Below are 18673 nucleotides of genomic sequence, written 5' to 3'. Positions count from 1 at the left end.
ATAACAGAGTATATGTAGGGAGAATTGAATATGAATGATTCATCGCAGGTTACTGAAGCAAAAAATTCGGTTTCAGTGACAACACAAGACACTAATCGTTTTTTGGCAAAGATGTATAGTATTATGTTTGTAGCAATTTTATTTTCTGCATTCGTTGCCTTTATCTTGCCATTTACACCATTTGCAGAGTGGTTAATTGCCAAACTGGTTAAAATTTCAGATAATACTTGGTTAACATTTGCGATTGTAGTAGGTGTACCATTAGTATTAATAATTGGGATTAATATTACTAAAGGTATTAATCCTGTTTTGAGTATATTTTTACTGATGGCTTTAGCTGGTTTTTATGGAGTTATTATTTCCGTAGTTGCATGGGTGTTTGCTGGTGAAGCTGTATTAGCATTTATTTGTTCAAGTATAGTCTTCATTGTAATGGCTATTCTTGGTGTTACTGTCAAGAGAGATATTTCGAATCTTGGAGCATATGCATTTGCGGCATTGATCGGATTGGTTGTAGCCACAGTGGTTAATATGTTTGTCGGTAATAGTACTTTTGACTTAATCATGTCTTTTGTTGGTGTGATTATTTTTACGATTTTTATTGCGACCGATAGTCAAACGGCTAAGATGTCATATGTAGAAATGATGAACGATAAGTCAGTGGCTGATGGTGATAAGAAACGCCTTTCCACTGCATTAGCAATAGATGCCGCACTTGAGTTATACCTGGACTTCATTAACTTGTTCATGGGTTTATTGAGAATTTTTGCAAGCAGTGATGATTAATAAAGTAATTATAGGGAAGTTTTAGAATGGGGATATTCTAGAACTTTCTTTTTTGATCTATTAATATTTCATTGTCAAAAGTAAGTTTGATTCAGGACTTAAATTTACTAAAAATATGAAAAGAAGATATCTAAAAGCTGCGTTTTTCCCTTGGCAAAAACTGCTATTCATGATATATTAAATATATAAAGTAAGCGCTTACTTCTGATGAAAGATTATTACATGATTTTTAGAAATGAGGTGTTTCAGTGGTTTTAGATAATGAAAATGATCCATATTCTAAATTGAAAATGCAAAACAACCACATATTTGGAGCACCGATCATGCAGGAGCATTATGATTTAAAGCGTTAAGGCGCATGATCTGTGTTCTAGATATTAAAAAGAGAACTGCGTGGAAAGCAGTTCTCTTTTTGTCTTTTTATAAAGTAGACTCCGATGATCAAACCGAAAACTAGTAAGAGGATGGTTTCAATGCCTAATGAACCTTTTTGATCAATCTGGCCAAAACCATATAAGAGCATCCCTAATCCCAAGGTTGCAGTTATAACTGAGCTAGTAATATATCAAACAAAGAATGTATTGCGATTAAACCTTGACGCAGTAGTAAAACTAAGAATTATTAGCGAATAAAGTTTATACTTAATATATAAAATGATTGGGGGATTTTTATGGATAAAAAAGTGACGCCGAAGGTTATGATGGCGATTTTGTCGGCAGGGATGCTGTCATTTTTAGGAATTCTTGATGAAACAGCAACTACAGTAACTTTTCCTACTTTAATTAAGGATTTTGAAATAACGACTGATCAGGTACAGTGGGTTAATACATTAGTTTTACTGGTAATTGCGATAATTGTGCCAATTAGTTCACAGATTAGTTTAAAGATCTCGACTAAAAAGATTTTTATCATTGGTGTAATTTTCTTTTTAGTTGGATTGATAATCGATATTTTTACGCCAAGATTTGATTTACTACTTCTTGGAAGAGCCTTACAGGGAATTGGAACAGGAATTGGTCTTCCTTTAATGTACAATATCATATTAGCGCAAGTTCCGAAGAAACAGCTGGGCCTAATGATGGGAATTGGTACTATGATTACGGCTTGTGCGGTTGCATTTGGCCCAGTTTTTGGCGGAATAATTACGGAGTATCTAAACTGGCGTTGGATCTTTATTATTTCTGTTTTTTTGATTTTGATCGGACTTGTAACAGGGGCGTATTCAATCGTTCAGATCAATGAACTTAAACATATTTCCTTTAAATATGGTCAATGGCTAGTGATCGCAGCCAGCTTAGTTTCATTGATGCTTGCCTTTACAAATATTGTGAAAAATAACTTCTTTTCTTTCCAAGTTTTAGGGCTTTTAATAATTGGGATCGTCTTTTTACTATTATGGTTAAAGCTATCTTGGAATGATTCAGAAGCTTTAATTGATCCACATTTGTTTAAAAATTTACGTTTCAGTATACAGTTGGTATGTTACTGTTTCGCTAAAATTACAACTTTGGCTTTAGGATTTATCTTCCCAATTTATGTGCAAGTTGTAAATCATGGTTCGGTTTCTTTGGCAGGTTGGATTTTATTCCCTGGAGCTGTGTGCGATGCTTTACTTGCAGCGGTGGCTGGTAAGATTTTAGATAAAAAGGGTGCGCGCTTACCAATTCTAGTTGGAATAATTGCAAGTGTTGTTGGAATTTGCTTAATGATTTTTAGCGGGAAGGAAATTTTAAATCTTGAAATTACGATCTACTATGCTATTTATTATGGCGGATACGGGATGTGTTTCAGCAGTTTAATGACTAGTGGTTTAATGTCAATTTCTAAGGAAAAACACGCCCAAGGAAATGCAGTTTTTAATACTTTGCAACAATTTTCAGGAGCACTTGGAACAGCTTTGGCCGGGACTTTGATTGCTATTAGTCAAAATACTATGACTGCTTCAAAGTCTACTTTAACGGCTCAGGGAGCTAGATGGACTTTCTATATTTTGCTTTGTCTTATTGGCCTTAACTTTATCATTTCTTTGATTTTTGTTCCGAAGAAGTAAAAAAAACCACGTCACTATAAAAAGTGGCGTGGTTTAATTTGTTAAAAGTAATGAATTACTTGTTAACAGCTTCCTTCAAAGCCTTACCTGGCTTGAATGCAGGAACTTGAGTTTCAGGAATAGTAATTTCCTTACCAGTTTGTGGGTTACGTCCCTTACGTGCAGCACGGTGACGAACTTCAAAAGTACCAAAGCCGATAAGTTGAACCTTGTTACCCTTAACTAATTCTTCTTGAATAGTTGAGATAGTTGATGCAAGAACAGCTTCTGCATCCTTCTTCTTCAAACCAGTCTTTTCAGCAATTTGATTTACTAATTCTGCTTTATTTACTGATGCCATAACAAAAACCTCTTTCTTAATTGTGTAGGGCACTTTTCATGCCCATTACGTTCACTTATTTTACCATTAAGTTGATAAGAAGAAAACCGCAAAAGCCCGATTTAATAGGAAATTTTGCAAATTTAGTGCTTTTTAGTAATTTTCAACATAAAAATAGCACTGATTATTTCAATTACTAAATATGAAATAACCGCGTGATAAAACCTCATTTTAAGTTTAACTAAAATGAGCGTGAAAGATGAAGTAAAGAAATTAATTTAATATAATATGTATAAGATGAAAGTTAGACATATTAAGAAGGTGTCATATATGAAAAACTCTAAATTATTTTCTTTTATAGGACTCACAACTAAAATTAGTCTCACTACTACTTTAGTAGGTATTGCAACTGCAGCTGCAGTGATTGGGACTAAATACTTGATTAAGAAGGCAGAAGAGAAAGATTCTCCTGAAGAAGTAAAAAGCGATGTTCATGTAAATGCCCCAAACGGTGTCGGTGAAGAAGCAAAAACTGAACTTCTTAGTGCATCAATGAATGACAAGGCTAATGAAGAAAAAGCAAAAATTGATGCAGATGACTTACCTAGTCCAAGACGACAATTGATTTAATCATGGACTTGCAGCAATATGGTTTAAATGCTTTAATATCTGTAATAAACAGAGTAAATTTGTCGAATTGTTAAATAAAAGTACTCAATGAGTGCTTTTATTTTGTAAACAGTGAGGTTATATATGTCAAATAAAAGACAATATATATGGTTTTTAATTGAACTTACTAATGGAGAACAAAGATGGTTCTGCGTTAGTAGAGTTTTAAGAGAAGCTATTCTTCAAGAAAAGAAGGTTAATCAATTTTGGAAAAATACCATGATTGGTAACTATATTACTGTCTCAACATCTAAATATGTTAAGGGACAGACTCACCTTACTGTTGGTAAAATTAAGAAAATAAGCATTTCTACCCATAAATCGTATAAGGAAAATTGGACTAGAAATCAATTTGTCACTCCAGATCACCTTTTAAAGTTTAAGAGTGCTTTTAATTATTTGAAGCATGATTATCGATGGTATAATCGGTTTGCTATTTGGGTAGCAATGAAATATTGGTATTTTGAATTATTACAAGTCAAACTAAAGCGGCTCAAGAAAAAGATTAATAAACGCCGAGGTAGAATTATTAATAAGTATAGAAAGCAAAAAAATTTTTAGTTATTTTTTTGCTTTTTTTGTTGCCGAAAATAAATTTAAACTAATAATTACTCAGAGGACACTTGAATTATTAAATCGTGCAACCCATTGACACTACTTAGTTTGCTGGGTATAGTTTTTAAGCATATAACATTGCGCGCAGTTAAATATTTAAAAATTAAGTGAGGACAGAAATATTGAGAATTGACAAAAAGTTGTGGAGTGCCCTTAAGAAGCTATTGCTATTTTTATTTGCTGCGCTCGCATTGCTCGTTGTATTGAATTCAGAGAGGGTTAATGCCAAGGAAGTTATTACGATTGATGATGTGAATGATATTCAAGTTTTAGATTATAAAAGTCAAAAGAGTAAAGAAAGCTTTGATGATGGTGACTTTGTTACTGTAGTTGTTAACTATAAGGGTAAGATCGAACCAGGGAGTCATTTAAAGTGGCAATGGACTAATAAAGAAGATAATTCTAAGGCCTACTTTGCTGATTTTAATAGTGAAAAAACAGTATATTTTACTGATCGTAAATCTAATCAAAAAGTGAAGGCAGGTTTATTGAGACAAACCACAGATGGGGCTGAGATTGTTATCTTGGATAATATCAAAGGTAAGTTTCAAGTTGATGGACAATTTTCTTTTAATCTGCAAGTAAGAAATACTAGTGATCATATTCAGATTTTGAACATAAAAGGTGCAGAAAGCACTAAGTCTGTTAAAGTAAATGCGACTAATGAAAAGAAAGATAAATTAATTACGGTAACCGCTCATATTGGATATAACAATAAAAGTGAAAAGAATCTGATTTATTGGCAAACTGTTTTAGTTCCATCTGAAGATAAAAAAATTAACTTTGAGGCGAAACTTAGTGACGGTCAAAAGATAGATACTGACAGTATTGAAATATCTTTAATTACTAAGGATGAGAATAAGACCTACTCACTAAAGCAATTCAAAGAAAAGTATTCAGATATCGCTATTGAAGTGAAAGATAATATTATTTCCATTAAATCTGATAAGACTTTGGCCGCAGATGGTATTCTCTTGTCTTACAATACTGTAATTGATGATAGTGAAATTGATGACTTTAAGAATAAGGTGACTTTTCAGGATAAAGAATACTTAATTGCTGTTCCAAATAGTGATTTGAATTTATCAGTGAAGAAAATAGAACCGTTGACTGAAACAACTATAAAAAAAGATAAGCTTGATTTAAAGTTAATTACTAAAGAAAAAGCCGGTACAGCCAAAACAGTTAACACTGATGAAATTAAAGACAGCAGTGAAAATCAGTGGATTTCTGAAGAACCTAAAGTTATTTCTAACCAATTTAGTGATGGTAAAAAAGTGAAGAGTAATAATAAAAAGTGTTACGTTACTCATAAACCCAAGTCCGATAAATTGGAAGATGAAGATGACTTGACGGCTTCAAAAGGAAAAGGTGACAGCAAAAAATTACCACAAACTAGTGAGAAATTGTATTCATTATTAATTTCAATTTTAGGATTTATAATTGTTGGACTTTCTTGGATAACTTATAATAAAAGAAAGTTTTAGAAACCGAAAGGAATAAGTATGTATACTGAAATTAAAGATGGATTCATTCAACTAGCCGATCCTGATAAAGCAGTATTATTGGCGAAATATATGCGCAATCAATTCGAATTCTTTGGATTGCAGGCACCGGAAAGAAAGTCTGTTTATAAGGATTTCTTAAAGAGCGAGAAGAAGAAAAAAGTAATTGATTGGAATTTGTTAAATAAGGCTTGGAATGATGAGCATCGTGAATTTCAGTATTTTGTTTGTGATTATCTAATTGCAATGAAGAAGTTCGTTGATTTTGAAGACATCCCTAATGTTGAAAAGTTTGTTCGCACTAAACAATGGTGGGATACAATCGATGCTTTGATTAAGGTTTATGGGGATGTTGCTTTGAGGGATGAGCGAATGAATTCGTTAATGCTTAAATGGTCAACGGATTCTGATTTTTGGGTGAGAAGACTCAGTATTGAACATCAACTTCTTCGAAAAGAAAAAATGAATACGGATTTACTTGATAAGATCCTTCAAAATAATCTTTCGAGTGATGAATTCTTTATTAACAAAGCAATTGGATGGGCACTCAGAGACTATTCAAAAACTGATCCCAACTGGGTTAAAGCTTTTATTGAGGAGCATAAAAATCAAATGGCAACTCTTTCGATAAAAGAGGGAAGCAAATATCTAAACTAAATCAAAAAAGGATATCTACTAAATTTTACTTAGTAGATATCCTTTTTCGCTATTCCTGTGCAATAGGAAGTAGTTCGAAATGGTAAGGTAATTTTCCAGTAATTATGAAGGTTTCATATAACATGCGGATTGCATGACTAATAGTCAACTTGTACTTGCCTAAAATCTGTTTTGCATGTTCAAATGCATCTTCATCTACTGATTTTTGAATTGTTTTCTTCTTCTCATATTCACATTCATTGTATTTTAAAGCTTGTAAAGTGGATAACTTATTAGCTGTTTCTTCCTCTGCTTTAGATAATTTTTTAAAAGGAAGAATTTTGTTATTTGCAATGAAGTGAATGAAACCTGAAATAAATGTTCCTTGAGTTAGTCCGATTCTTGCTAGACGCCTTTTAACAGCAGACACTAAATCAGAATTCAAAGTAACACTTATTATTCTCTTTATATGATTCAATTAAAATCTTTCCTTTCTAAGAGCTACTTTAATTTTGCCATATACAAGAGATAAATAAAAGCATGTAATTAAACTTTAATTCTTTGATAAAATTCGAATTATTTTTGTAAATAAGTCTACTGAAAATAGTTGACTTATTTTTGGTAAGTAAGTATAATAATTATGCTTACAAAAAATAAGTTAAAGGAGATATAAGAATGACGAGTCAAATTATTGGAATTATTGTTATATTAGTAGGATTATTATCAGTAACCCATCCTAGAAAAGTAGAATATCAAGAAATTAATCATCATAGATAGAGGAGAATTTATATATGGCTAAAACATCACAAATTATTAGAAATTCAAGAAATGCAAAATTTACAACTAGAGAATATACTCGATGTGAACGCTGTGGTCGTCCGCACTCAGTTTACAGAAAATTTGGACTTTGCCGAATCTGCTTTAAGGATTTAGCACATAAGGGTCAACTTCCAGGTGTTAAGAAGGCAAGTTGGTAAAATTAATTATATGAATACATTAGCAAACCGCTGACGAAATTTTTCGTCGGCGGTTTTCGTTTTGGAAAGCTAAAAATAAAAAATATTCTATATTATATTTTTACCAAATAAACCAACACATTATAAAATACTTGATTTATCTTCTAAAAAGAATACAGTGAATTTGACAAGAAAATGGTAAGACCGTTTTTCTCATTTTTGATGAGAGTGATCCAGTGTTGGTTAAATTGGTAAATTGTTCTCCACGGATGTGGGGGTATTGAAAGATATAGATGAAATTAAAGGAATTTAAGAGATGAATGAATTATCAAAAGAAGTTAAAGCACTTTGGGGCAAGAAAAATGTTGATGACAACGGACAAGCGCTTTGGCTACCGCTAGTTGCGCATTTAATCGATACCAAGAATGTCATTAATTTTTTATACAATAATTGGTTAGATAGAAATCAAAGAGAAATTTTATGTCGTGGAATGTCTGAAGATGAAACAATGAAGCTTGTGAATTTCTTGGGATGTGTTCATGATTTCGGAAAAGCCACACCTGCATTTCAAACTAAGCCATCGAGGAAGGGTAATAAAGATTTAGATAATGAAATCAGCGAAAAACTAATTATGACTGGTTTTAAAAATATTGACTCGGCATTTTTCGATCATCGAAATAAGTCACCTCATAATATCGCAGGTGAAACATTGTTAGAATATTATGGCCTAAATGAATCTATTGGTGCAATTATTGGTGGACATCACGGAAAACCACAAAAAAATTCTCCGATAAGATTTTCAAGAGATTTTTTTGATATTGATCAATTGAGTGTTTATACCGAAAATTATTATCAAAATAATACATATGAACCTGATTCTAATGACCTTATCGGTGATAAATGGGTACAAATTCAAAAAGAATTATTAAATTATATCCTTGAGTTATGTGATTATGAAAGTCTTGAAGAAGTACCAAAAGTTACTCAGGAAAAGGCTGTAATCCTTGAAGGGTTACTGATTATGGCTGATTGGCTCGCTTCAAGTGAATACTTTGATGATAATAAAAAACTACCAATGTTTAATCTAATCGACTTAGATCAAGGATTAGAAGATATTGATTTTCAATCTCGCTTTGAGGTAGCAATGATTAATTGGTTGCAGAACGATAATTGGTCACCACAATATATTTCAAATATTAACCAACATTATGAAGAAAGATGGGGGTTCAAACCCAGAGAGATTCAGGCGAGAGTTTCTGAGAAAATTAATGAGACTATTGATCCAGGGATGATCATAGTAGAGGCTCCAATGGGAATTGGAAAAAGCGAGATTGCAATGACGGCCGTTGAACAACTTGCATTTTCTAAGGGCTTAAACGGATTATTTTTTGGACTTCCAACACAGGCAACATCTGATGCAATGTTCGTAAGAATTGAAGATTGGTTAAAGAAAATTGCAAAATCAGAGAGTGAAAACTTGTCAATTAAACTAATGCATTCTAAAGCACAGTTTAATAAGGAATATACTAAGTTACCAGTGGCTGAAAATGTTGATTTTGATGAATTGCCTGAAACAGGATCTGTAGTAGTTAACAGTTGGTTTTCAGGGAAAAAGAGTATTTTATCTGAATTTACGGTTGGTACAATAGATCAATTATTACTAATGAGCTTAAAGCAAAAGCATCTGGCTCTTAGACACTTAGGAATAAGTGGAAAGGTTGTAGTAATTGATGAAATCCATTCGTATTCTATATATATGAATTCTTATTTGCAAAAGGCGTTGGAGTGGCTTGGAGCTTATCATGTACCAGTTATTGCACTATCAGCAACACTACCAACGGAAAAAAGAAAAGAACTTTTAGAAGCCTATTCATGTGGAAAGAACGGAACAAAAAAATTTATTGCAGAAGAGGGTTGGCAGGATAACCAATCATATCCATTATTAAGCATTTTGGATGGCAATAAATTAAAGCAATATTCAGATTTTCCAAGAACCAAAGATACGAAAGTTTTAATAAATAGATTATCTGGTGATGAACAAGAAATTGTAAACGAAGCAATGAAAAAGATTCAAGATGGTGGAATTGCTGGAATAATTGTTGATACGGTTAAAAAGGCTCAAACGATTGAGCAATTAATCCCTAAAGATATTTCTTCTTTAGTTTTACATTCTGCTTTTTTAGCACCGGATAGGGCAAAAATTGAAGAAAAGTTACAAGAATTAATTGGAAAAAATGGTCAACGACCTGAAAAGATGATTATTGTAGGTACACAAGTGTTAGAGCAATCTTTAGATATTGATTTCGATATTCTGTTTACTGATATTGCACCAATGGATCTTATTTTACAGAGAATAGGTAGGTTGCATCGTCATAATATTGATAGGCCAGAGAAATTAAAGAAAGCACAGGTTTATATTACAGGTATAAAAGAATATGGTGAATATGGGGATGCAATTGAGTCTATATATTCTCAATACCTATTAATGAAAACTGATCATTTTTTAAAGAGTAAAATAGAAATTCCTTCCGATATTTCTAAGCTTGTACAAAAAGTTTATGATGGAAAAACGGATAAGGAAGTTGATGGAATTAGGATAGCGAAAATTAAATTTAAGAGACAGCAAAAACGCTTAAAAGATAGAGCTGATCAATTTCAAATTGCTACGGTGGACGAAGAAGAAACTATACATGGGTGGTTGAGTAATGATTTTATAAATGGAGATATAAAGGCTCAAGCAGCGGTTAGAGATACTCAAGAAACAATGGAAGTTCTTCTATTGAAACGCACAAAGGATGGAAGTTGCTTATTAGATGGGAGACCTCTTGATAGTGAGTCTGTTTCAAGTAAAGAGATTGCTAAGCAAATTATAAGATTACCTCATGCTGTTACTAATTATAAGATTGATGATTGTATTGATTGCTTGGAAAAAAAGACTCGCAAATTATATCCGTCATGGCAAGAAGATATATGGTTAAAAGAAGATTTGGTTATCACATTAGATGAAAATAATGAAACTGAATTCAATGGTTGGAAGTTGAAATATTCATCAAAACTAGGATTAAGTTATGAAAAGGAGGATGAAGATTGAATAAAGAAACATTTAATTTGATTGATGATCCATGGATCAAAGCAATTAATATTAAAAATCAAACTGAGAAAGTTTCGTTAGAAATTCTATTAAAAAATAGTAAACAATATCGACAATTGGCTGGAGATACTGTATCTCAAGATTTAGCAGTTCTTCGATTTTTGATAGCAATCTTAACTACGGTATATTGTCGCTATGATTATAATGGATTTCTTTATCCTTGGATTAGTGAAAATACTTCTGGATGGCAGGGATTAGAAATTGATGATTCCATTAGTTCTAAAAAAGTAAAATCCCATTTTATGGAAACTTTTCAGAATTTATATAAGTCTAATCATTTTTCTGATATTTTATTTCAATATTTAGAAAAGTATCACGACAACTTCGATTTATTTGGCGATCATCCATTTTATCAAGTAACAACTAAAGTTTATGATAATTGGGTAGCAGATTCTAAGAAAGTTTCTAAAGGTAAGGGGACAGTTGCTATTAAGCAAATAAACCGTTTGATTTCTGAGAGTAATAATAGTCCATCTGTCTTTTCGCCTAAAACTGGAAGCAATAAAAATGAAATCAAGCTTGATGAGCTAGTTAGATGGATCATAAGTTATCAAAATTATACTGGTACCACAGATAAGACAAAAATTGAAATAGGTGAAAAATTTTCAGCTTCTTCTGGATGGCTATATGGATTAAATCCTATTTATATCAAAGGAAAAAATCTTTTTGAAACTTTAATGCTTAATTTAAAGTTAATTACTAAAACAAGTCAAAACGATAATCATTTAGTAATGGAAAAACCAATATGGGAATTTCAAGACATGAATGACTATATTGAAAAAGCTGGGGAGGCAAGTGTGCCAGATAATATTGCAGAATTATATACAGTTTGGTCGCGAATCCTTCATATTGAGTGGGATGAGAATAATCAACCAACTATCTTTAGTGCTTGCTTACCAAAAATTTCGTCTGCTAATGCTCTTATAGAACCAATGACTACATGGAGAAAAGATAAGAAAACAAGTGATTTGCTTCCTGCTACCCGACGCAAAGAAACTTTAGATAAAGCAATGTGGCGTAACTTTGGTCAATATGTAGAAACTGAGCCGACTGATGATAATGCGGACATGACACCGGGAATAGTGGAATGGGCAAATACGTTAAAGGAATATAAAGTTATTCCAGTGGACTACCACTTAAACTTGGTTAATGTTGGGTTAGTAAGTGATGGAAATGCCACATCTCAATCACCTTATGCAGAATTTTATGATTATATGAAAATTGAAGCTGGAGTTCTTTTCGATGAATCAAAAAACAAGAGGAAGTGGCCAAAGGTAATTGAAGATATAGTCGAAGAAACACAAAAGGTAGCCGCAAATTACCGCTTTTTCGTTGAAGGAATTGGTAAACTTAGAAATATTAATAATCCAAAAGAGTTCGCTAATAGAATTGTTGGAAAATTCTATGAAAGATTAAATGAACCATTTTTAGATTGGCTTGATAGTCTTACCGTTTCTGATGATAGACAATTAAAGCAACGAGAATGGAAGAAAACACTGAAGCGAAAACTCATGCAGGAAGTTGATTTTGTTATGGCAGAGGCCTCAAGTGCAGAAATACTAGGCAAAAATATTGATCCAAAAAAGAAAGACGATAGAAGCAATATTTTTACTCTTTATAACGTATTAATGAGGAATATCCATAAATATTTCAACTTCGATAAGGGAGGTAAAAATGAATAACAGACATAAATTAGCCTATATTGCTACAGCAAATATTATTGAGAATCTGTTCAATGATGGAAATGTAGATAGTGCATCTCTAGCGAGTTTTAGAAACTCAAAAACAATGTCTGATCCGCATGCTGAACAAGTTTGGCCAATAATTTTTGCTTATACAAGCAATTTGTATGAACGCAATAAAGAAAAAGATGGGATTGATACTATTGTAAAAAGGGGTGAAAATTCCATCTTTACGGCTTTGCACTGTTATGCAATATACCAACAAGGTAATCAAGATGTAAATACTTTTGCTAGGTTAGTAATTAATGATGATACGGATAGTAAGGAACAAAAAGGAATACCACTTTTTAGGGCTTTAAATAATTTGCAGACAAACAATGAAAATATTCGTCCCGCTTTAAACAAAAGAGTGGATACCTTGTTAGCATCAACTGATCCAAATAAGATTTTAGATCTTTTACCTAAGTTAGTACGAATCCTAAAATCAAATCTAGGAGAACAGAAACCTAAAATTGATTTTGCGCAATTGGCCGAAGATTTTAATCATCTTCAAATCGGATATGAAAGTGAAAGACAAATTTGTATTAAATGGGGAAGAGAATACTTTTATTCAAAAGATAAATTATAAGAGAAATAAGGAGATAAAAAATGACAAAGAATTTATATATGGATATTCACGTTTTACAAACTGTACCTTCATCAAACATCAACCGTGATGATACTGGTGCACCAAAAACAGCAATTTATGGTGGTGCTACTAGATCAAGAGTTTCTTCACAAAGTTGGAAGAAGGCCATAAGGGATGAATTTAAAGCCGATCAAAAAGACGAATGGCTTCAGAGTTGTCGTACGAAGAGAGTAGTTTATTTACTTGCCAATGAACTAAAAGCGCTTGATGATAATTTAGATGAAGAAGCTTCATTTAAAAAGTCTAAGGAAATAATCGAAACCGCTGGAATTAAGCTTAAGAAAGATAAGAAATCAGGAGAAGAATTAACTGGTGCACTTTTGCTAGTAAGTAAGGGCCAACTTGAAAAATTGGCCAAGTATGCCCTAGAAAATGATGAACTTGATAAAAAGGAATTAAAGAATGCTTTGTTAAATGAAAATTCTTTAGATTTAGCATTATTCGGAAGAATGGTTGCTGATGATCCCTCTTTAAATGTTGATGCTTCATGTCAGGTTGCTCACGCCATCTCTACTCATGAAGTAACCCCTGAATTTGATTTCTATACTGCTGTTGAAGATGAGCAAAAAGAGGATAATGCTGGATCGGCAATGCTTGGTACGATCGACTACAATTCTTCAACTTTGTATCGTTATGCAAATATTAATCTTAATGAATTAGCTCATAATTTAGATGATAATTTAGCGGTTAAGGGTGCAGGGTTATTCATTAAAGAATTTGCAACTTCTATGCCAACTGGTCACCAAAACTCATTTGCTAATAAAACATTACCAAAATATATTATGATTCAAGTTCGACAAGATACCCCAATCAATTTAGTATCTGCCTTTGAAGATGCGGTTAGATCTAGAAAAGGTTATATGGATGAATCAATTAAGAGATTAGAAGATGAAGGCAAAAAGATTGAAAAGATGGTTTTAGATGAAGATAAACCATTATTAACAATTGTCTTGACTACTGAAAACTCAGAAATTGATAATCAAGCTGACAATCTTTCAGACTTAATTGAAAAAGTTACTAATGAACTAACTAAGGCACTAGAAAATGAAAACACTAACGATTAAATTAAATGCACCACTTCAATCGTATGGTAATGAAGCGAGTTTTAATCAAAGAACTAGTAAATCATATCCAACTAAAAGTGCAGTACTAGGAATGATTGCAGCATCTCTTGGTTATAGAAGAGATAATTCAAAAATTCTTGTATTAAATGATTTAAGTTTTGCAGTAAGAGTTGATCAACCTGGAAGTATGCTAACAGATTTTCAAATTGTCAGATATGGAAAAAAAGCCGGTGATCAGAAGTTAACCTATCGAAAGTATCTTCAAGATTCTGTTTTTATGGTAGCAATTGGTTCAGAAGATAATGAATTAATTGAAAAAATTAAATATTCATTACATCATCCCAAATTCCAATTGTTCCTCGGCAGAAGATCTAACCCGATTGCAGGATTATTGGAAATTAGAGAATTTACTGGCATAAACCCAGTTGAAGCATTAAAACAAATTCCGTGGCAGGCAGCAACGTGGTATCAAAAGAGATATCATGGTGAAAATTATAAAGTAGAGCTGATTGCCGATGCTTCTTTATTACCTGATCAAGAAGTAGAAATGGTTAAACAAAAGATAAGATCATTTGATCAAAGAAATCGATATCATGAATATAATTCTATTGCTCACGAAAGATTTGATCTTAAGAATGAGCAGTTTAATCTTGAAGATACGGATCACGATATTTATTCAATTATTTAGGAGAAAAATTTTTATGTATTTATCTAGAGTTGAAATTGATTTTAGTGATCGGTTAAAGGTTAAAGATCTTAATCAATTGGGCGGATATCATAATTGGGTAGAAAAAAGCTTTCCAGAAGATTTAAAAGATCCAAATCGTCCAAGACATTTATGGAGAATTGATCATTTAAATAATAAAACATATTTACTCGTCTTAAGTGAAAAGAAACCCGATATAGAAAAACTAGAAAAATATGGGGTAGCTGGAACTGCCGGTACAAAGAGTTATGACAAATTCTTAGCTGATTTGAAGAATGGTATGTTTATGCGCTTTCGTTTAACTGCCAATCCAACTCGTAAAGTGACCAAACCAGGAGAACGTCAAGGAAGAGTTTTTCCTCATATTACTGTAAAACAGCAGAAGAATTGGTTAATTAATAGAATGGATATGAATGGGTTCACAATTCCTCAAGTTGATCAAGAATATCAATTTGATGTTGTCAATCGTGAGTGGCCAATTTTAAAGCATAAACATGCACATATGGCAAAACTTAGCCGAATTACATTTGAGGGAATTCTTCAGATTACCGACCTTGAAAAGTTTAAAGAAATGTTAGTAAAGGGTATCGGAAGAGAAAAAGCATACGGTATGGGATTAATGACTGTAATTCCGATGGAAAGTGAAAATGAATAAAAATATAGGTGCAAAAAGGCCAGAACTAACAGAACTAGGCAGAGTTGAAGATAGAATTACATTTTTGTACATTGAACATGCAAAATTAAATCGAAAAGATAGTGCAATTGAAATAAAGGATAGTCAAGGCATTGTCTTTTTACCCGTTTCCCTAGTTAGTGTTTTATTTTTAGGACCAGGAGTTGATGTTACTCATAGAGCTATGGAATTAATGGGTGATTGCGGTCTATCTATAGTTTGGGTTGGTGAACAAGGCATAAGACAATACGCTCACGGTAGGGCATTAAATCACTCTTCAAAATTTTTAGAAGCTCAAGCAAAGTTGGTTTCAAATGAAAAGACTAGGGTAATGGTTGCTCGAAAAATGTATCAAATGCGTTTTGAAAACGAAGATGTATCAAAACTTACAATGCAGCAACTAAGAGGTAAAGAAGGGGCAAGAGTTAGGAAAGTTTATCAAAATGAGTCTAAGAGGACTGGAGTTCATTGGACAAAAAGAGAATATAATCCTGACGATTTTAATTCTGGAACTCCAATTAATAAGGCACTAACATCGGCTCATCAGGCTCTTTATGGATTAAGCTATAGTGTAATTGCTGCGCTTGGGGCATCACCTGGCTTGGGTTTTGTTCATACTGGTCATGATTTATCGTTTATATATGATTTTGCTGATTTATACAAAGCTGAATTTTCAATTCCGATTGCATTTGATATGGCAAAAGAATATGGAGAAGATCGTGATATTGCTGATAAAACAAGGTTAGCGATGCGGGATGCCTTTTCTAATGGTAAACTTCTCAAAAGAATGGTTAAGGATTTGAAATATCTATTAAATGTAACAGATGAACCAGATGCTGATGTCATAAACTTATGGGATGATAAAATGGGCCTTCAAAAGTTTGGTGTGCAATATCATGAGTACAATAATGAGGATAAATTATGATTGTAATCACTCTGACTAAAGTTCCCCAATCACTTCGTGGCGATCTTACTAAGTGGTGTCAAGAGATTCAAACCGGAGTGTATGTAGGCAGGTTTAGTGCAAGAATTCGTGATTCCTTATGGGATCGAATTTTGGATAATGTTGGCTCAGGTGAAGCTACCATGGTCTATACAACTAATAATGAACTTGGCTATCAATACAAAACAACAAGGAAAGATAAGGAAGTGGTTGATTTTGATGGAATTCCTTTAATGAAACATTTAGTAGATTCAACTCCTATTAAGCAAGGATTTAGTAAAGCAGCTAAGTATCATCGAGCTAAATTGGCAAACCGAACAAAATCCAAAATTGAATTTAAGGATTTTGTTGCTATTGACATTGAAACTACTGGCTTGGATCCAGTGGAGGATAGAATAATTTCAATTGGTGCAATTAAAAGAACTAAAGATAGAGAATTTGTTAAATTTTATCGAATAGTGAATGCAGCGGTTGAAATTCCTACAGAAATTACGAAACTAACCGGTTTAAGTTCCAGAGATTTGAAAGAGAAAGGTATTTCAATTGATTTAGCCTTAAAAAACTTTTTAGGATTTATAAAAGAATCTCCAATAGTGGGTTATAATTTACCGTTTGATATTAGTTTTATCTTTAATGAGTTAAAAAGATTATCTCAAGAACCTTTTTCAAATGAGCAAAAAGATTTATTTCCGATTATTAAGAAGAAAAATAGATTTTTAGCTAATAATAAGCTGAGTACAATTCTTAAAGAGTATGAAATCAAAAATGACGATCCTCATAATGCATTAGGGGATGCAATTGCTACTTATAAACTAGCTGAAAAATTAATAGCGTTAGGATTTTTGAAAATTTAGAAACCAAAAATTATGAACTAAATAAAATAGGTTGTTTTCTAAAATAAGAATGTTGATCTAATGGGGGTCTTTTAGTGTTTTCTCCACGTATGTGGAGGTGATCCTATGGTCACGTGCTGCCAAACGTGTCACTACTGGTTTTCTCCACGTATGTGGAGGTGATCCTTGCTCCTATTTGGCGATACAAAATTATATATCGTTTTCTCCACGTATGTGGAGGTGATCCCTTCTGGCATAAAGGACTTGGGAGCTGTAGAGGGTTTTCTCCACGTATGTGGAGGTGATCCTAGCCCCTTTTATTTTGGGGTAGCATAAAAACGGTTTTCTCCACGTATGTGGAGGTGATCCTCATTTTCAATAATTAGCATTAATCCACCTTTAGTTTTCTCCACGTATGTGGAGGTGATCCTAAACTGCTTTTTGTGCAGTTGCTTTGTTTACTGTTTTCTCCACGTATGTGGAGGTGATCCCAATTAACCTTTTTGCTTTTTCATAATCGTTCAGTTTTCTCCACGTATGTGGAGGTGATCCTTAATTCAAATTAAAAATTTAGAAGAGTTTGAAGTTTTCTCCACGTATGTGGAGGTGATCCTGAAAAAACATACCGACGAATAGATAAACCTGAGTTTTCTCCACGTATGTGGAGGTGATCCTAAATAGCACAAAATCAGTACTTGAACTATTAAGTTTTCTCCACGTATGTGGAGGTGATCCTCAGTAGGTCGTAAGATGCGAGGGTTCGAATCCGTTTTCTCCACGTATGTGGAGGTGATCCTTACCCAATCATCATTATCAAATCTATAAACTGGTTTTCTCCACGTATGTGGAGGTGATCCTCAGTTAGCGCAAACTATTGTGACTTATCGTAAGTTTTCTCCACGTATGTGGAGGTGATCCTGCGAAAACCTAGAATAATGTAAATAATAATTAGTTTTCTCCACGTATGTGGAGGTGATCCTTGATTATTCCAACGCCACCGACAGTTAAAAGCGTTTTCTCCACGTATGTGGAGGTGATCCTCAGCGTCTGATTAAAGCACGCTGGGAAGAGGGAGTTTTCTCCACGTATGTGGAGGTGATCCTATGGGTACTTTGATTGGAGCAATAGCTGGGGTAGTTTTCTCCACGTATGTGGAGGTGATCCTTTTTCTTCACTTTCTCGCAATTCATCGTTGCCGTTTTCTCCACGTATGTGGAGGTGATCCTGGGCTACCGACATAATCTATCTTTTGCATATAGTTTTCTCCACGTATGTGGAGGTGATCCTACCAAGTTGTTGTGGGGTTTTTTGGTGAAAATAGTTTTCTCCACGTATGTGGAGGTGATCCCTACTAAGCCATTTGTCTTTAAAGACCGTACAGGTTTTCTCCACGTATG

General features: G+C 33.1%; 17 protein-coding genes and 1 CRISPR repeat array. Of the genes, 15 read left to right on the top strand and 2 right to left on the bottom strand.

Annotation, left to right across the window (positions count from 1 at the left end):
• Positions 1–30 precede the first annotated feature (30 nt).
• Complete coding sequence (locus NFR82_RS07690) at positions 31–786, top strand: Bax inhibitor-1/YccA family protein (protein WP_251717709.1); 756 nt, start codon at positions 31–33, stop codon at positions 784–786.
• Between the two features lie 670 nt (positions 787–1456).
• Positions 1457–2836, top strand: coding sequence for an MFS transporter (locus tag NFR82_RS07685; protein ID WP_251717708.1), 1380 nt, complete (start codon positions 1457–1459; stop codon positions 2834–2836).
• Between the two features lie 55 nt (positions 2837–2891).
• Here the strand turns inward: NFR82_RS07685 and NFR82_RS07680 are convergent, their stop codons facing one another.
• On the bottom strand, positions 2892–3176 hold the full coding sequence (locus NFR82_RS07680) for an HU family DNA-binding protein (RefSeq protein ID WP_251717707.1): 285 nt from the start codon (positions 3174–3176) through the stop codon (positions 2892–2894).
• Between the two features lie 309 nt (positions 3177–3485).
• Between NFR82_RS07680 and NFR82_RS07675 the strand changes: the two genes are divergently transcribed.
• The 4 genes from NFR82_RS07675 to NFR82_RS07660 all read left to right on the top strand — a co-directional run bounded on the left by NFR82_RS07675 (position 3486) and on the right by NFR82_RS07660 (position 6601).
• The gene (locus NFR82_RS07675) at positions 3486–3785 is read left to right on the top strand and encodes a hypothetical protein (RefSeq protein ID WP_251717706.1); all 300 of its coding nucleotides are present in this window, start codon (positions 3486–3488) and stop codon (positions 3783–3785) included.
• Positions 3786–3908: 123 nt separating this feature from the next.
• Complete coding sequence (locus NFR82_RS07670; RefSeq protein ID WP_251717705.1) at positions 3909–4385, top strand: DUF7679 family protein; 477 nt, start codon at positions 3909–3911, stop codon at positions 4383–4385.
• A gap of 176 nt (positions 4386–4561) precedes the next feature.
• Positions 4562–5926, top strand: a complete 1365-nt coding sequence (locus NFR82_RS07665; RefSeq protein ID WP_251717704.1) for a hypothetical protein — start codon at positions 4562–4564, stop codon at positions 5924–5926.
• 18 nt (positions 5927–5944) lie between these two features.
• Entirely contained in the window at positions 5945–6601 is a 657-nt protein-coding gene (locus tag NFR82_RS07660; RefSeq protein ID WP_251717703.1) for a DNA alkylation repair protein, read from the top strand.
• 49 nt (positions 6602–6650) lie between these two features.
• On the opposite strand, the gene NFR82_RS07655 is transcribed toward NFR82_RS07660, so the two are convergent.
• Positions 6651–7058: a hypothetical protein gene (locus NFR82_RS07655; RefSeq protein WP_251717702.1), complete on the bottom strand. Its 408-nt coding sequence runs from the start codon at positions 7056–7058 to the stop codon at positions 6651–6653.
• 313 nt (positions 7059–7371) lie between these two features.
• Between NFR82_RS07655 and NFR82_RS07650 the strand changes: the two genes are divergently transcribed.
• The 9 genes from NFR82_RS07650 (at position 7372) to cas2e (ending at position 17297) form a co-directional block, all read left to right on the top strand.
• The gene (locus NFR82_RS07650) at positions 7372–7557 is read left to right on the top strand and encodes a type Z 30S ribosomal protein S14 (RefSeq protein ID WP_251717701.1); all 186 of its coding nucleotides are present in this window, start codon (positions 7372–7374) and stop codon (positions 7555–7557) included.
• 295 nt (positions 7558–7852) lie between these two features.
• Positions 7853–10627 carry a CRISPR-associated helicase Cas3' gene (gene cas3 / locus NFR82_RS07645; protein WP_251717700.1) on the top strand — a complete coding sequence of 925 codons (2775 nt, stop codon included), beginning with the start codon at positions 7853–7855 and terminating at the stop codon, positions 10625–10627.
• Positions 10624–12369, top strand: coding sequence for a type I-E CRISPR-associated protein Cse1/CasA (locus tag NFR82_RS07640; RefSeq protein ID WP_251717699.1), 1746 nt, complete (start codon positions 10624–10626; stop codon positions 12367–12369). Before cas3 ends, NFR82_RS07640 begins: the two co-directional genes overlap by 4 nt.
• The gene (casB, locus tag NFR82_RS07635; protein WP_251717698.1) at positions 12362–12997 is read left to right on the top strand and encodes a type I-E CRISPR-associated protein Cse2/CasB; all 636 of its coding nucleotides are present in this window, start codon (positions 12362–12364) and stop codon (positions 12995–12997) included. Before NFR82_RS07640 ends, casB begins: the two co-directional genes overlap by 8 nt.
• Before the next feature lie 20 nt (positions 12998–13017).
• Positions 13018–14121 (top strand): type I-E CRISPR-associated protein Cas7/Cse4/CasC, encoded by a 1104-nt coding sequence (gene cas7e / locus NFR82_RS07630; RefSeq protein ID WP_251717697.1) that lies wholly within the window; start codon positions 13018–13020, stop codon positions 14119–14121.
• Entirely contained in the window at positions 14102–14809 is a 708-nt protein-coding gene (gene cas5e, locus NFR82_RS07625) for a type I-E CRISPR-associated protein Cas5/CasD (RefSeq protein ID WP_251717696.1), read from the top strand. Before cas7e ends, cas5e begins: the two co-directional genes overlap by 20 nt.
• A gap of 13 nt (positions 14810–14822) precedes the next feature.
• Positions 14823–15482 (top strand): type I-E CRISPR-associated protein Cas6/Cse3/CasE, encoded by a 660-nt coding sequence (cas6e, locus tag NFR82_RS07620; RefSeq protein ID WP_251717695.1) that lies wholly within the window; start codon positions 14823–14825, stop codon positions 15480–15482.
• Positions 15475–16425 carry a type I-E CRISPR-associated endonuclease Cas1e gene (cas1e, locus tag NFR82_RS07615; protein ID WP_251717694.1) on the top strand — a complete coding sequence of 317 codons (951 nt, stop codon included), beginning with the start codon at positions 15475–15477 and terminating at the stop codon, positions 16423–16425. The genes cas6e and cas1e overlap by 8 nt, the downstream gene beginning before the upstream one ends.
• Positions 16422–17297, top strand: coding sequence for a type I-E CRISPR-associated endoribonuclease Cas2e (gene cas2e / locus NFR82_RS07610; RefSeq protein WP_251717693.1), 876 nt, complete (start codon positions 16422–16424; stop codon positions 17295–17297). Before cas1e ends, cas2e begins: the two co-directional genes overlap by 4 nt.
• A 76-nt stretch (positions 17298–17373) precedes the next feature.
• Positions 17374–18625: direct repeats of the CRISPR family, unit length 29 nt; unit sequence GTTTTCTCCACGTATGTGGAGGTGATCCT.
• Between the last annotated feature and the right edge of the window lie 48 nt (positions 18626–18673).

Source organism: Lactobacillus agrestimuris (assembly GCF_943193025.1).
GTDB lineage: Bacteria > Bacillota > Bacilli > Lactobacillales > Lactobacillaceae > Lactobacillus > Lactobacillus agrestimuris.
The sequence above is the reverse complement of the archived record's forward strand: the minus strand, read 5'-3'. Positions and strand labels throughout refer to the sequence as shown.

What these genes read in the sequence shown, in the direction of transcription:
- NFR82_RS07690 (WP_251717709.1), top strand. Translation starts at nt 31, where the DNA reads ATGAATGATTCATCGCAGGTTACTGAAGCAAAAAATTCGGTTTCAGTG.
- NFR82_RS07685 (WP_251717708.1), top strand. Translation starts at nt 1,457, where the DNA reads ATGGATAAAAAAGTGACGCCGAAGGTTATGATGGCGATTTTGTCGGCA.
- NFR82_RS07680 (WP_251717707.1), bottom strand. Translation starts at nt 3,176, where the DNA reads ATGGCATCAGTAAATAAAGCAGAATTAGTAAATCAAATTGCTGAAAAG.
- NFR82_RS07675 (WP_251717706.1), top strand. Translation starts at nt 3,486, where the DNA reads ATGAAAAACTCTAAATTATTTTCTTTTATAGGACTCACAACTAAAATT.
- NFR82_RS07670 (WP_251717705.1), top strand. Translation starts at nt 3,909, where the DNA reads ATGTCAAATAAAAGACAATATATATGGTTTTTAATTGAACTTACTAAT.
- NFR82_RS07660 (WP_251717703.1), top strand. Translation starts at nt 5,945, where the DNA reads ATGTATACTGAAATTAAAGATGGATTCATTCAACTAGCCGATCCTGAT.
- NFR82_RS07650 (WP_251717701.1), top strand. Translation starts at nt 7,372, where the DNA reads ATGGCTAAAACATCACAAATTATTAGAAATTCAAGAAATGCAAAATTT.
- cas3 (WP_251717700.1), top strand. Translation starts at nt 7,853, where the DNA reads ATGAATGAATTATCAAAAGAAGTTAAAGCACTTTGGGGCAAGAAAAAT.
- casB (WP_251717698.1), top strand. Translation starts at nt 12,362, where the DNA reads ATGAATAACAGACATAAATTAGCCTATATTGCTACAGCAAATATTATT.
- cas7e (WP_251717697.1), top strand. Translation starts at nt 13,018, where the DNA reads ATGACAAAGAATTTATATATGGATATTCACGTTTTACAAACTGTACCT.
- cas5e (WP_251717696.1), top strand. Translation starts at nt 14,102, where the DNA reads ATGAAAACACTAACGATTAAATTAAATGCACCACTTCAATCGTATGGT.
- cas6e (WP_251717695.1), top strand. Translation starts at nt 14,823, where the DNA reads ATGTATTTATCTAGAGTTGAAATTGATTTTAGTGATCGGTTAAAGGTT.
- cas1e (WP_251717694.1), top strand. Translation starts at nt 15,475, where the DNA reads ATGAATAAAAATATAGGTGCAAAAAGGCCAGAACTAACAGAACTAGGC.
- cas2e (WP_251717693.1), top strand. Translation starts at nt 16,422, where the DNA reads ATGATTGTAATCACTCTGACTAAAGTTCCCCAATCACTTCGTGGCGAT.